Here is a 14,175-nt window from a genome sequence, read left to right on the forward strand (position 1 = left end):
ATACTACAGACGAGAAGGCTTCATTGGTTTTCTTGGTAAGCATTGCCCTTCATAGCCAAACGGGGTTTCTAATGCTTTTTCCCATAAACTCGGTGCCACATTATCTTTATAAGTTAAGAGTTTTCCTTGTTCTTTATAAAGTAAAATTTCAAGAGTTATGCCGTTATTATTTGACGTAAACGTGTTAATCCGACCTGTCCCATTTTCAAAAATACCTTCATAAAATCCTTTTTCTCGATCATATAAATTAGCAATATGATCAAACAATAAATCTGTATATGGCGTATTCCATAGCACCCACATCCCCATCGCACCTTTGACGGCAACGGCGGAATATTGTGGTAAAAATTCCCCATTTTCAGAAATGGTATTCCAAGCAAATCCATCGGTATAAATCGTGTCATACACAAAGTATGGAGCACCTGCTAACTGATGCTCAGTACGAGCTGTAATAATACCCGTTTGGTTATAACGCTCCTCTTGAACACGATAAATATTCAGAGCAAACTCCGCCATCCATCCATTTGAGTAGCTAGTATCATGAGGGCTGTGGTCCGTTGTTAAATCCCACCCTAATTCAATCGCATCAAGTACATAACTTTCAGTAACAACATAGCTGTGTGCTTTCAATTTACGAGGATCACGCGTGTCATAAGGTACATCATAACCAAATAAATTAATCGTCCCATACGGTTCAGGCATAGAAGCTTGAGAGGTATCAAAACCCCAAAGCTGGAATCCTTTCGCTGCGTACTCTTCGTATCCTAACCGACCTTCTTGAAGGTATTGAACGGGTTTTCCTTTTTCAAGTAAAGCCCCAAACATAGTGCCATTTTCATCAACTACGTTACAAAAGTTCCATCGCAGTACGACAGAGTCAATACTGGTCGCAAACTCTGGATAACGGTTTTTTAAAATATGAAGCCAAATAAGTAAACGCCCTAGATCTAAAGCTGAGTAACCAATTTCCCCCGGTTGATTACCGTAATCCACTTTTGCCGCATTTTGTGTATTGTAAGCTTTATTTGGCAGTTCCCCACGGAACAGATCTAGCGTGTTTAATGTCGTTAAGAATTTAATTAAACGGCGATCAAATTCTTCTTTCGTGATAATTCCCAGTTCATACGCACTGGTCATTCCCGCTAAATAGGACGCGGCATCCCACCAGGTGACTGACGGATAATTATTTACCGCATTCACTAGACCTGTCGATTCTTGGTAATTATTTTCAAAATATTTCCAAGCAATATTGGCCATGTCCATTTCTTTCTCTGTCAACTTACTTTGACGAGCTTTAGGTACTGTCCAGTGATCTTTCTTTTCTATGATATCTTCTGAGAATTGATCATATTTATTACCACATCCAACGATGAGTAAACTCAGTAATCCGATTGAGATATAACGCATAGAGATTCTCCTTTTCTCAATACTTATTACTTAGCGCCAACACTTAGTAATGAACCATTCTCAATATACGCAAGAGACTCTAAAACAATGCCATTAGTATTTGCTGTAATGGCTTTATTTATCTCTCCGCTTACTTCGTAACGGCCAGAATACCAGCCTTTATTTTCTGAAAATAAATCTTGCGCTTCATGAATTAATAGATCGGTGTAATCCGTTTGATATAAGGCATACCAACCAAAGGCAGCTTTGGTTGATAAAGATTTAAATTCAGAAGCATCTTCACCCGTATCGGTAATTGCGTTCCATTCTTTACCATCAGAGAAAACGGTGTTGTAGACAAAGTAAGGCGCTTGATCGAGGTTATCTTCACTTACCGCCGTAACAATGCCCGTTTCGTTATAACGAGATTCTTGAGCTTGATAAACTCGATGTGCAAATACTTTCGAGACACTGTCAGCACCAAATTCTAAACTATCAAGAATATAAGATTCACTCACCACATAGTTATGTGCATGATATTTTGCGGGGTCACGTAGATCCGTTGGAACCTCAACACCACTAATGGTTTTAAACTCCAAATAATCTATATATTTCATTGCATTAAATACATCTCGCCCCATCAATGACATCGATTTTGCCGCATACTCTTCATACCCTATTCGCCCTTCTTGTACTAATTCAAATCCATCAGAAGAGGTTGAAAGGCGAGAACCATATAAATAACCATCTTTAATCATGTCACCCACGTGCCATGCATTGAGTACATTATTCACTTGTTTATTAAACTGCGGATATTGCCAAACAATAATGTTCAAGGGAACGAGAATTCGACCAATATCAATGGCAGACCAACCAATCCCTTCAGGTGTCGGTTGATTCGTATAATCTACCATTTCAAGCGTCATTGTATTGTATGCTTTGTTTGGTAAGCGATTATCTACAAGAGGTAAGCGAGATAATGTATGTAATACCTTTTCCATGCGGATAGTAAACACATCATCGGTAATCACATTCAGTTTCTCCGCTGAGATTAACCCCATAATATAAGAAGCCGTATCCCACATTGTTGTGGACTCATATCCATCAACCGAATTCACTAATCCTGTATTTTCTTGGTAATTATTTTCAAAATACTGCCATGCGGTATTTGCCCATTGATATTCTTCTTGAGTTAAAATTCGACTCGTTTTTAATGGAATAACCTCTGTACTTTCAAATGTAATATTTCCAAGTACTTGTGGCGCTTCACGTGTTTCAATCGTAAACGAGATAAATAATGCAGTCGCTAGCCCCAAGATAAACACAATATGGTGACGAGCATTAACAACAGATTTCTTAAATTCCATATTCTACTTCCTCTTTTCCTTGTTCTGATTCTTGTTGTTCGTCATCATTTGATTCTGGATTCCAAAACGCCGAAGCAATCATGCCCCACATTGCCATCATGTTATTGATGATCCAAAACGTATTCAGCACTAACCCACCCAATGAGTAACTTCCGTGTGATCCGGTTGAAAACCCTGTCCATGCATAGATCAAGCTAAATAGGCTTAAGCCAAATACGGCCATCTGAGGAATAACTAATTTAAAAAACGTACCCGTTTGTCTTTCTTTTGGTGTCGTTGGGAAACTGATTTTTTTACCACGCAATACTGTCCACAGTGCTTTAAAGTTAACAGGGAAGAAGGAAAGGAAATTCGTTTTTCCTTTATAACCAGCCACCCCCCATGTTCCGACCATCATTGCTAGTTCTGCGGTTAAAACAAACGGTAAGAAATGCATATAGAAAGTAACGTCATAAGCGCTTACTGGTGCGATACTGGTAAGAAAATAAACAATTGGACACAATAAGAAAATAATATTCCATACAGCTGATAAGTTAGACCAAAAACTCGCCCCATACATGATCTTCTGCTTGAGATTCATTCCTTTTCTAAACAAAGGATTGTCATTCATAAAGATATCAATAGACCCGCCAGAATATTTAAAACGCTGCACTGTCCATGTTTGTAAATCTTGAGGGGAAAGCATTTTACTTTCAACTTCAGGGTGCATGACTGATCGCCAATTACGTTCTGAATCCGAATGTAAAACCAGAGAGGTATACAGGTCTTCTGATACATGAAATTTATACGGTGTAAATTCGGTATCAATGAAAATTTCTTGCTTTAAATTATCTGAAATATCTTTATCAACCGACTTCTCTTTCGTCATTTTCCTGATTTGAGTTTCTATCTCAGATTGTTCTTTAATTATTTGCTCACTGTAACTACGAAGTGCCGCTTCCATCACCGCTTCACGACGGTGAATAGAACCTGCACCACAACAAAACGAGGCATTTGCCCAATTTCTGCGGCGCTGTATTACGTCATAGAACATTTGAGGATCATTAACGAAAGGATCTTCACCCAAAGTAACAGGGCCGTAAAACTTCTCAATACCTTTGCCTATTTTTCCAGAAAAAGAACCAAATTTTCGAGTTAAAAAGATAGGTAAACGCTCACCTTCTGGAATATCAAAGAACCATTGCGGAGTTTGAACCCAAGCAACATCAGGATCTCTAAAGTAACCTAACGTATGCTCTAATATGGTTGAGAATGGTCTTGTATCTGCATCACAAATAACAACAAAATCACCGTACGTTTGTTCCATTGCGTTACGTAAGTTACCCGCTTTAAATCCCGTATTTCCTTCTCGAGTGATATAACCAATATTCATTTCTTTAGCGAGTGCCTTCATGGTCTCACGTTTGCCATCATCAAGAATGAAAATATTAATATCAATGTCATGCGGATAAGTCACTTTCTGAGCATCTAAAATACTCAGTTTTACCAGTTCAGGTTCTTCATCGTACGACGGAAAAAATACATCGACACTGATTGGTCTGTCTTCTTCTGTATCTAATACACACTCTTTAATTTTATGCGGCGGTTCTTTTTTTGGTTCATCTTTTGTTTTCCACAAATTAAAGGTAAACAGTAACGAGCCAATAAATGCACAAGATTCCGCAAAAGCCAAAGGAAGTGAAAACCATAATGCGTCATAGTTAAGAGCAAAACTCCAACGCCACCATAAATACCAAATACCAAGCGTAAGATTACACGTCGCTAAATACTGATACAGTAACTCCCTAGAGTGACTATGAGGGACGGGTTCTGGTGGTTTACGATGTTCGAATTTCTTGAAATAAAAATCCATTTAATCACTCCAAATCGGATCTACTGACATTAATGTGATGAGCGTTCTAATTCCTTTCCTTAAAGTAACTTAGGATAAAAACGGCTAAAAACGTAATAATAATTTCCCTTTATTCTCATCACTAAAAATAGAGATGCAATTCATAGAAAGAATAATTAAAAACGGATGTCGGTTAAGCAATAGAAGATAATTTTTCTTTCTCCATTTGCTTTAATGACCAATGAATCATTGTCGTCAAATCTTGTGGCTTATGAATGAAGTATCCCTGAATATAATCACAACCCAACTCTCTCAATTCATTAAATAATGATTGGTCTTCCACCCCTTCTGCCACCACATTGCACCCTAAACTGTGGGCAAGGTATATAGTAGAGGCTACGATCGCGTAATCACTATTACCAATAGACATATTACGTATAAATGATTGGTCTATTTTTATCTGATTAAAGGTTAAAACCCTCAAAAGTGACAAAGAAGAGAACCCAGTACCAAAATCATCAATACTGATGTAAAAACCAAGTTCTGAAAATTTTGATAGCATTAGATAGGCCGCATCAATATCTGACATCAACGCGCTCTCTGTCACCTCCAAAACAACATCAGAAGGCTCAATAGTTTTATTAATTAACAAATCAGAAAGTTGGATATACAGGTCATTGTCATGAAGATCTAACGTGGATATATTGATATGAACTTGATGATGAATATTTTCCATTTTAAAACGTTGGATATCGCGGGCAACTTGCCTTACGACCCACTCAGTAATTCCTTTAATAAAATTATTGTTTTCAGCGACTAAAATGAATTGATCTGGAGGGATCATGGTGCCATCTTTCTGAGGCCAACGAATGAGGGCTTCATAACCATGAATAGTCTTATCAATACTATTTACAATAGGTTGATAGTAAAGTTCAAACTCAGAATTAGGAATGGCATATACTAACTTATCCAAAATTCTTAACTCTTCATTTATCGATTTTGCGTATTGGTAACTATAAAAATCAAAAACTAACCCTAGTTTTTTTGCCTTATAGCAAGCAATATCGACTCGCTTTAGCATCTCCTCACTGCTCTTAATGTCATCAGTATACACAGCACACCCAATCACAGGTTGTAACAGAAAATTCCTATCTCCCATTAAAATCGGTGATATCAATTGCTTATGTATTTTATTCGCTACTTTCTCTATCAGTATTTTATCGGTTGAGTAGCTAATAATTACGATCTCATTATCTTCGTAATACAAATCAATATGCTTATTTTTCAATTCTCTTTTTATCATAAGTACGGAATAAGACAATATCTTCTTAAATACCTTATAAGAGGATACATCTATCAATTTCCGATAATTTACTACTTTAATTTTAGTGATACTAAAGGGGATCTTTAATGCTATTTTCTTATCAATGAGTTTTTGATAAATATCTTTTTTATTATATAAGCTTTTTCTATGTTCAATGTTAATTTTCTCAATAAGAGTAAACTGGTTAATAAATCGATACATAAACCATAAAACAAAAAATAACATTTGTATTGATACAGTTGAAAACACCAAAATTATATTATCTAAACTATCAGCAATCTCATGAGAGAAAACATATTTCTCAAGATAAATAAATGAAACAAAATAAGAACAGAAAATACCTACAAAAACGGTTCTTATTAATCCATTTTTAATCACCTCAATTTTATAAATAAAATACGCTGAGCATAACAAAGCCATCACATTAATTATTGTGAATAGTATAAAAAGAACATCAATATCCATACAACACCGTCCCAAGGTAGAATACCGTAATAACAAAGGTGTTAAATCATGACTTTAAATAGCTAATTTAAAGAAATTTCTAAATTTAACTTATTGTTTTTAAATATGGTATTAAGCTTCGTCAGTGTTTCTGTTTGTATCTGTCTCACTCTTTCTTTAGATAATTTAAGGTCTTGTCCTAGTTCCTCTAAGGTTTTTACATCAGTACCAAACAAACCATAACGATTAATAATTATTTGCTTTTCTCTGCATTGAAGTAAATTTAACCATGACGATAAGTTACTTTCTAAATTAGACTTTGATAAGGATTGAGCGGGCTCTTGTTCATGATCATCGGCACACAATTCAATTAAATTCGATGACATATCATCACTAGAAGCAGAATGACACGTTGATGAACCAGGAACTAAACCTAAGATTTTATTAACTTTTTTATAGTCTTTATTACAGTGGACGGATATTTCACTGATGGAAGGTTCTTTTTTAAGTGTTCTAGACAGATCTCTTGCCGCTCTTAAGTACACATTAAGCTCTTTTGTTATATGAACAGGAAGGCGAACCGTACGTGAATGATTAAATAAGGCGCTTTCAATGGATTCTTTTATCCACCATACCGCGTAAGTAGAAAATCGGTAGCCTAATTCAGGGTCAAATTTATTCACGGCTTTCATTAAACCAAGATTTCCCTCTTCAATAATATCTAAAGGGGCAAGTTCACTTTGATTACGATGACGATATTTATTGGCAATTTTAACAACAAGCCTTAGATTAGACTCAATTAACACATTTCTTGATTTTAAATCTCCAGATAAATAGTTACGACTATGTTCCAATTCCTCACTTGCAGTTAGAAGCTTATATTTATTTATTTCTTTCAAATATAATGAGTAAGCATCAATGCTGTTTCTTGGTTCTTCCTTTTTTGAACATTCTATATTCAACATAACATATCCTTATACCTAGCAACTTGCATTTATAATCCGTTATATCTTTAACGGTATAAATAATAATGGTACAGGAACCGACAGCATGCAATATCGTAAGTAGCAATATACATAAACAGTAAAAAGAACGTGAACTTAGTCACAATATTAAACCCAATAAAATCACTAATGAGACGTCAATATATTGACAAATTAATACAACCTCTTTTTATATTTACACTTAACAAATTAAAAAATGAAATTAATAATTACAGTACTGATGTTTGAGCTATTACTTCCTTCATACTTTGTAAATTGACCAGTATTTTGTTCTGAATTTTTAGTTAATTCCATTATTTGCCACTCAGCATTAATTGATACTTTTGTTGTTAGGTCATAACGCATCCCTGATGTCACACTGTAATTTTCTTTCCATCGATGACTTTCTGAATAAATAACATAAGGCGTAAATTTATTTAAGGTATAGGCTAAACTGGCATACCAATTTGTCTGCATGTCATTCGTTTGAATTTCAGCCATTGCATGCCACGCATTTAATGAATATTCAGCACCCAAACTGTACAAAACCATATTTTGATCTGCTTCTTTAGCGAGGCTTGCCTCTTTCATTTTGACGTTATAATCATAATTAGATGCCATTACATTCGAATGGATTCGATAGTTAAATCCAATAATGTCCATATAGATCCCTTTCACGTCATTCGTCGTAAAATGATAAACACGATCACCTGAACTAATTTTATTGCTGTCATGAACACCATAATAAGGAGAAACAGCTAAAATGATGTCATCGGATACTTGATGATTCCATGTCACACTCATACCATTAAATGAAGTCACCCCTAATACGCTGTTATACACTTCTTGTGGCGCTCTTGCCCACGTATACGCCTGAGCAACATAATAATATTCAGAAACAAGAAATAGAGGTAAGCGTAAACGTCCAATTTTTGTTTCAATATCAGAATACGTATAACTCGCATAAAGCCACTCAACTTCAGGATCTGACCACTCATCTTGTGGTCTTTTCACCACTTGTAATGACGTAGTAAAGTCATCCGTAACAACATAATCAAGCTGCAAACCAAAGGTAGTATCACAATCAAAACAAACGTCATCCGTTATTTCTCGATTAATAAAAACAGGCGTTTCGCTGCTTCCTTTTGTCGCAGAGGTCGATCCAAACCCTCGTAATGTTACATCATCACTGAGCTCAATAGCTGCTTCTACATTCGTTAATAGCAATGTAAAAATGAAGCAACCATAAGTCAAAAGCCTTTTAAACATAATCTAATTCCCTTTAGAGATAATGAATAGGACATGCGCACCTGAAGGTAATGAAGACAATGGCGCATAGCCAATACCCGTTGGATTTGCTTTAAGCCATTCAACAAGAACAGTGACGTCTTCAGCTTTGATTGACTTTGGGGGCTTTGCTTTACCTGAAAAGGCCAAACTCGCCCAATAACCATTCATTTGAGACACCGTTTTACCCAGTAATACCTTGTAGAACGTTTCTTTCTCAGGAGAACTGTCTGGCCAATCCGACAACACTACTTTGGTATTGTTTATTTTCTTTATCTTGCCCGTATAAATCATGCGCGCACGACTTTTACTTAATGGTTCAAATGACGACCCCATAGAGAAAATAGCATAACTATCATGTCTAGCATTTGTTGACGCCGCTGAAGGGGAAATAAAAAAAGACAATAAAATCATAAAGAAAAATGAAGAGCTGCTTAAATAACATTGAGTATTTTTCACATCGACGACTACCCTTTCTTAATAAATATCCTATGATTTTTAATATAGGTCACTGAACTGGCTTTTCCAAACAAGGATGTTTTATGATGTTGATGAACCGTATCTCTGTGAAATCCAGAATGCTCACTCTAGTTTTTCTCCCATTGCTTGTGCTTTGTGCATTATCAGGGATAGAGATCAGATCACAGATGATGAAGTTGAATACATTAAATACACTGAATCATACCCTCCAATTTAATCATACCTTGGCAGGATACATCACAACGATGCATCAGCAACGTTTGAACATACTTTATGGTCTGGATAATGGAACAGAATATGAAACATCAAAAAAATCATTAGGCCAACTTGCCGTACAATCAGAAAAACAAGAAACACAATTTCTTTCCGATACCTTATCGGAACTCCAACAAGCAAATACTGAGATTACCCAGTTTTCATCAAACACCATAGAAGAATGGTCAAGCTGGATCACAGATGTAGTACAACAAACGTATCAATTAAAAAATGCAAATACGCTCAATGCAGCATCAGATATCATTAACCAAAAAACGACAATCCTTACCCAACTTCAATGGGTTAATTATTGGGCAACTCAAGAGAATTGGTACATTCACCTGATGTTGAGAACACCACAAACAAGCTATCAAGATGCTCTAAATTCACTTTCTCAGCGTCAGCAATTGTATATTGAACAGTTTTTAACAATGAATGCGAGTCAATCCGATATTACTCTTTTATTAACAACCTTTAGTAATATCAATTTCTCATCAAGCAACACTTTTAGAAATGCAGTCATTGAGAACAAATCCGAAAAATACACAGAGAAAGACATCAATACCGGGACACAAGCACTAAACCAACGACTTCAACTCATTCAAGCAGCTACAACGATTATCACGAATGAATTAAAGAACGATATTGAAACAAAAATTCGAAGTATTAATAGTATGATTGTTTTATTCATATCGATACTAATCACATCTTTAGTCTTCATTTCATACTTAGGTATTACTCTATCCGCTAGGATCCTAAGCTATTTAAAAATGACGATTTCCTCTATGGCGTTAATAGAAAAAAATCATGATTATTCCATCCAGATTAAGAGTGATGGTAATGATGAGTTCACCTTGTTTTCTAAAAATTTGAATGCTCTCATATCAGAAAGAGCCATGAATGAGGATAAAATCGTAGGAGCTAAAGAAGAAGCAGAACAAGCCAACTTAGCCAAAAGTACCTTTCTTGCCAATATGTCTCATGAAATAAGAACGCCTTTAAATGGTATTATTGGCATGTCCGGCATTCTTTCTGAAACCAAATTGACACCAATTCAACACGATTATTTAAATACGATTGAAACGTCTTCTCAAACGTTATTAATTTTGATTAATGACATCTTAGACATATCAAAAATTGAATCAGGTAATTTGTCGTTGCATCCTCATAGTGCTGATTTACGTGAAATAATTTTCGATACCGTGTCTATCATCATTTCGAAAGCCAATGAAAAACACCTTAATTTGATCATTAATATACCCCCCGATTTGCCGTCATCGTTATTACTTGATGACCACAGATTAAGACAAATACTAATGAATTTAGCGTCAAATGCGGTCAAATTCACCCCGAAAGGTCACGTTCAACTTGACGTCGAGTTTACCAAAAAAGAAAACAATACCGTCGAACTTACTATTTCAGTGTCTGATTCTGGTGTCGGTATTGAACAAAACAAGCTCAATTCAATTTTTGAACCCTTTGTACAAGAAGACAGTTCAATCACTCGACAATTTGGCGGTACAGGGCTGGGACTTGCCATCAGTAAACAATTAGTTGATTTGATGGATGGCGAATTTACGGTTAAATCCACAAAAGGAGAAGGCAGTACATTCTCTTTCTCATTAATAACCGAAGTACTAGAACACAACATTATCCAATACCCGGAATTAGAGGCCATTACTTTCCATGTTATCGCCAATAAAACCGCTTACGCACAAGATATTATTACAGACCTTAATTATTACAATATACACAACGTTGTTGTTTATTCTTCAGCGAAAGAGTTAGAGCTAACCGCAACCAGTGCTGACGTCATTATTTACTGCGCAGGCCACTGTAATGATTCTGATTGTAAGTGCAAGGGCCGCTTACGTTGCGTTCGTAAAAATTACCCTGACACTCCAATTGTATTAGCTCAACAACACAAAGACAGAGCCGCCAATTTCGAAGCTATCATAAATGGCCTAATTACCTACCCTTTACTTGGCTATCGATTAATGAAAACGTTAACCAATGCGTTAACCGATAGTTCAACGAACGATGACTTAACTAACTCGGTACCTTTGAGCCAAGACAACGAAATTAACAACAATTCACCCAAGAAAAAAGGGGCTAACCATATTCTGATTGTTGAAGATAACTTAGTTAACCAAAAAGTCGCTTCTCTCTTTTTAAGTCGATCTGGTTATACCTTTGAAATTGCAAATAACGGCCAAGAAGCGATTGAAAAATTTACCGAAAGCGAAGCGTATAATGTCATTTTAATGGATTGCATGATGCCCGTAAAAGATGGTTTCTCAGCAACGAAAGAGATCCGAAGCTTAGAAAAAGCTCAGAATAGAAAGAAAATACCCATTATTGCGTTAACCGCCAGTGTATTAGATCAAGACATCACAAAATGCTACGAATCAGGTATGGACGCATACGTAGCAAAACCCTTCAAGAAAGAAGTACTACTCAATCAAATAATGAAAATGAAGTAGGAAGTGACCATGGACAGAATCACCTCAAAACAACAATATATACAAGGAAAAGATAAACTCTCGATATTGATAGTCGATAACTGTCAAGTTGCCTCTATGTTTTTAAAAAAACTGCTCTTTCAGTTGGGTTTTACTCGAGTTGAAAAAGCAAGTTCATATCAGGAAGCCATAAAGAAATGTGCTAAACGTAATTATTCATTACTGTTTATCGATTATCACTTAGATCAAAGACTCAATGGATCTGAGCTTTATGACTTACTACGCGAGAAAGGATTTATTTCGCCATCAACTCGAGTGATAACCATATCAGGAGATCACTCTACACAAACGGTCTTGAGTACCCTATCAAAAGGTAATGGGGATTACTTATGTAAGCCAATCAGCAAATCAAATTTACATAATAAAATAAGCAATGCTTATCAAGAATATAATATATTTAAAAGGTTATATTCGTTACTTGATGAGCGTCGTTATGATGAGTTACTTACTCTCTCGATCCAGTTAATTTCAGAAAAAAACATTCATGAGTTGGACTTATTTTTAATCAATTTTTTAATGACTCATGATAAAGAAAAACTCTCATCACTCTGTGAACAGCCTCAGTTTAAAAATAGAAAAAACTACATATTAGCTCAACTAAAACTTGAGGATGAAAGAAATACGACCTCTAAGAACGAGATTTTAGAAAGAGCGACTGCACTGTCTAAAAAACAGCCTTTATTCACTCAAGCACTCGATTTTTTATCTGACATACAATGCAAACATAAAAATTATGAAGAAGCGTTAAACGCCTCATTACAAGTATTAAGCCTCACCCCAAGCATTCCTCATCGTGCGCTTCAAACCTTAAATTTAGCGCTTATTTGCAACAACAAACCCGTATTTCTTAAAGCCAGTCATTCACTCGCGAACCACTTGCCTATTGCCGACAGTAATTGGTGCAGTTATGCCGCAGAATGCTTTAATTATTTTAATAGTTATATTCAGAATTCAATTTCTGAAACAGATAAAAATCAACTCATTCTCGAACAAAAAAACATTGCAAGGCGCATTGAATACCGTCTAACTGACAGGCAAAAAGTACAACTCAATATTTTGTACAACTATTCTCTCTGTAAGAAATACATCCAAGATGGCGACATCGCCACAGCGAAGCTCAATACCCTAAAAGTCACCGCACCTTTTTATGATAATCTTCATGAACTAAACACCGTTGTCTTAATTGAATTATTGTATTTATTACTTTTCTTTGGGGATATTTGGCTAATAGAAAAAGTTGAATATGTCTTAAAAACTAAGAAATATTTTAATGTTTATTGTTCTGAACTATTAGTGCTATTAAAGCAAGATCCACAACTTAAACAATCTATATCAAGGCTGTCTACTACGATTAATAACGCGAACACCCTAAAAGAAACGGATCCCAAAGAAGCCCTTACAAGTTATGAAATCGAACGTAATAACTACCCTTACTCTTCAGAGCTTTGTATTGGCTTGCTTGAGTCTTATGTGGCATTAAGTTTAGATAATCCAAGTCTTCTTGGTACTGCCATTAATCTTGTTAAAGACATGCCTCTCTCTCATGATTTAATGCAGCGAAGAGATAATGTACTTAGCTTTCTTCATGCAAACCCAAACTTTATTTCAGAATTTGACAGCAACAACCTTGCTCATGTTATTTACCCTAATCAATCTCATTCGGTTTTAGATAAACGATATCAACTTTCTCTCCCTGTATAAAAAAGGCCACGTTATACAACGTGGCCTTGTTTTTATTAAGCATCTTCATTCTAACAAAATAGCCTTAACAAAAAGGGACAAATTCTGCCAAGGCTATCATTGATTAATTCCACTCCCATTCAGAACCATCAATGGTAAACTCTCTTTGAAGTGGCGAGCTTCCATCGTATAACCAAATTTCAGCAATACTGGTCGCCATGTTGTCTGCAATCGAAAATTCAATATCAGCCACCCCATTAACAACAGGGACATCAATGACCTTACTGCCATGGTCGACTGAAAATCCACCTTCTGCATTTTCAGTAAACGAAGAATAAACCGAAAGATGCGCTCTTGCAGGTAACGAACCGCTTAAATTAACAACGAGTCGTTGACTTTCTACAGGGTTAAATGAAAATCCCTCCGGTGCAACCAAATCTTGTGTTTTTACCGTGACGGGTTGATCGATAGGTGAAGGAGAGGCATCACTGCCCGCCCCTCCAGCATCAGGCGTTGATCCTCCAACACTTGATCCACCAGAGCTTGCCCCCCCACCGCTATCACTACAAGCCATTAAGAACAGTGACGCCATAGTTATAATAATTACCTTTTTCAT

Annotated in this window: 10 protein-coding genes; 2 read left to right on the forward strand and 8 right to left on the reverse strand. The window is 36.0% G+C overall.

Features of this window, described 5'->3' with window-relative positions:
• Positions 1-3: 3 nt before the first annotated feature.
• From A6E04_RS09490 to A6E04_RS09520, 7 genes are all read right to left on the reverse strand, one after another.
• Entirely contained in the window at positions 4-1,407 is a 1,404-nt protein-coding gene (locus A6E04_RS09490) for a DUF3131 domain-containing protein (protein WP_017023572.1), read from the reverse strand.
• 26 nt (positions 1,408-1,433) lie between these two features.
• The gene (locus A6E04_RS09495; RefSeq protein ID WP_065611066.1) at positions 1,434-2,753 is read right to left on the reverse strand and encodes a DUF3131 domain-containing protein; all 1,320 of its coding nucleotides are present in this window, start codon (positions 2,751-2,753) and stop codon (positions 1,434-1,436) included.
• Complete coding sequence (locus A6E04_RS09500) at positions 2,743-4,605, reverse strand: glycosyltransferase family 2 protein (protein ID WP_065611068.1); 1,863 nt, start codon at positions 4,603-4,605, stop codon at positions 2,743-2,745. Before A6E04_RS09500 ends, A6E04_RS09495 begins: the two co-directional genes overlap by 11 nt.
• Positions 4,606-4,777: 172 nt before the next feature.
• Complete coding sequence (locus A6E04_RS09505; RefSeq protein ID WP_065611070.1) at positions 4,778-6,373, reverse strand: putative bifunctional diguanylate cyclase/phosphodiesterase; 1,596 nt, start codon at positions 6,371-6,373, stop codon at positions 4,778-4,780.
• Positions 6,374-6,435: 62 nt separating this feature from the next.
• A complete protein-coding gene (locus A6E04_RS09510; RefSeq protein WP_017023568.1) occupies positions 6,436-7,317 on the reverse strand; it encodes a sigma-70 family RNA polymerase sigma factor in 882 nt (293 codons plus the stop codon).
• A 228-nt stretch (positions 7,318-7,545) separates the two neighbouring features.
• Positions 7,546-8,604: a hypothetical protein gene (locus tag A6E04_RS09515; RefSeq protein ID WP_017023567.1), complete on the reverse strand. Its 1,059-nt coding sequence runs from the start codon at positions 8,602-8,604 to the stop codon at positions 7,546-7,548.
• A 3-nt stretch (positions 8,605-8,607) separates the two neighbouring features.
• Positions 8,608-9,081 carry a hypothetical protein gene (locus tag A6E04_RS09520; RefSeq protein ID WP_017023566.1) on the reverse strand — a complete coding sequence of 158 codons (474 nt, stop codon included), beginning with the start codon at positions 9,079-9,081 and terminating at the stop codon, positions 8,608-8,610.
• An 83-nt stretch (positions 9,082-9,164) separates the two neighbouring features.
• On the opposite strand from A6E04_RS09520, the gene A6E04_RS09525 reads away from it, so the two are divergent.
• Both A6E04_RS09525 and A6E04_RS09530 read left to right on the forward strand, forming a co-directional pair.
• A complete protein-coding gene (locus A6E04_RS09525; RefSeq protein ID WP_065611072.1) occupies positions 9,165-11,840 on the forward strand; it encodes an ATP-binding protein in 2,676 nt (891 codons plus the stop codon).
• A gap of 9 nt (positions 11,841-11,849) precedes the next feature.
• Entirely contained in the window at positions 11,850-13,580 is a 1,731-nt protein-coding gene (locus A6E04_RS09530) for a response regulator (RefSeq protein ID WP_065611073.1), read from the forward strand.
• A 103-nt stretch (positions 13,581-13,683) separates the two neighbouring features.
• On the opposite strand, the gene A6E04_RS09535 is transcribed toward A6E04_RS09530, so the two are convergent.
• A complete protein-coding gene (locus A6E04_RS09535) occupies positions 13,684-14,175 on the reverse strand; it encodes a hypothetical protein (protein WP_175365421.1) in 492 nt (163 codons plus the stop codon).

The sequence above is a fragment of the Aliivibrio logei genome (assembly GCF_001691055.1).
Lineage (GTDB): Bacteria > Pseudomonadota > Gammaproteobacteria > Enterobacterales > Vibrionaceae > Aliivibrio > Aliivibrio salmonicida.

Bases quoted from the DNA above. Each gene is read 5' to 3' on its own strand.
- A6E04_RS09505 (WP_065611070.1), bottom strand. From the start codon at position 6,373: ATGGATATTGATGTTCTTTTTATACTATTCACAATAATTAATGTGATG.
- A6E04_RS09490 (WP_017023572.1), bottom strand. From the start codon at position 1,407: ATGCGTTATATCTCAATCGGATTACTGAGTTTACTCATCGTTGGATGT.
- A6E04_RS09535 (WP_175365421.1), bottom strand. From the start codon at position 14,175: ATGAAAAAGGTAATTATTATAACTATGGCGTCACTGTTCTTAATGGCT.
- A6E04_RS09530 (WP_065611073.1), top strand. From the start codon at position 11,850: ATGGACAGAATCACCTCAAAACAACAATATATACAAGGAAAAGATAAA.
- A6E04_RS09495 (WP_065611066.1), bottom strand. From the start codon at position 2,753: ATGGAATTTAAGAAATCTGTTGTTAATGCTCGTCACCATATTGTGTTT.
- A6E04_RS09525 (WP_065611072.1), top strand. From the start codon at position 9,165: ATGATGTTGATGAACCGTATCTCTGTGAAATCCAGAATGCTCACTCTA.
- A6E04_RS09500 (WP_065611068.1), bottom strand. From the start codon at position 4,605: ATGGATTTTTATTTCAAGAAATTCGAACATCGTAAACCACCAGAACCC.
- A6E04_RS09515 (WP_017023567.1), bottom strand. From the start codon at position 8,604: ATGTTTAAAAGGCTTTTGACTTATGGTTGCTTCATTTTTACATTGCTA.
- A6E04_RS09510 (WP_017023568.1), bottom strand. From the start codon at position 7,317: ATGTTGAATATAGAATGTTCAAAAAAGGAAGAACCAAGAAACAGCATT.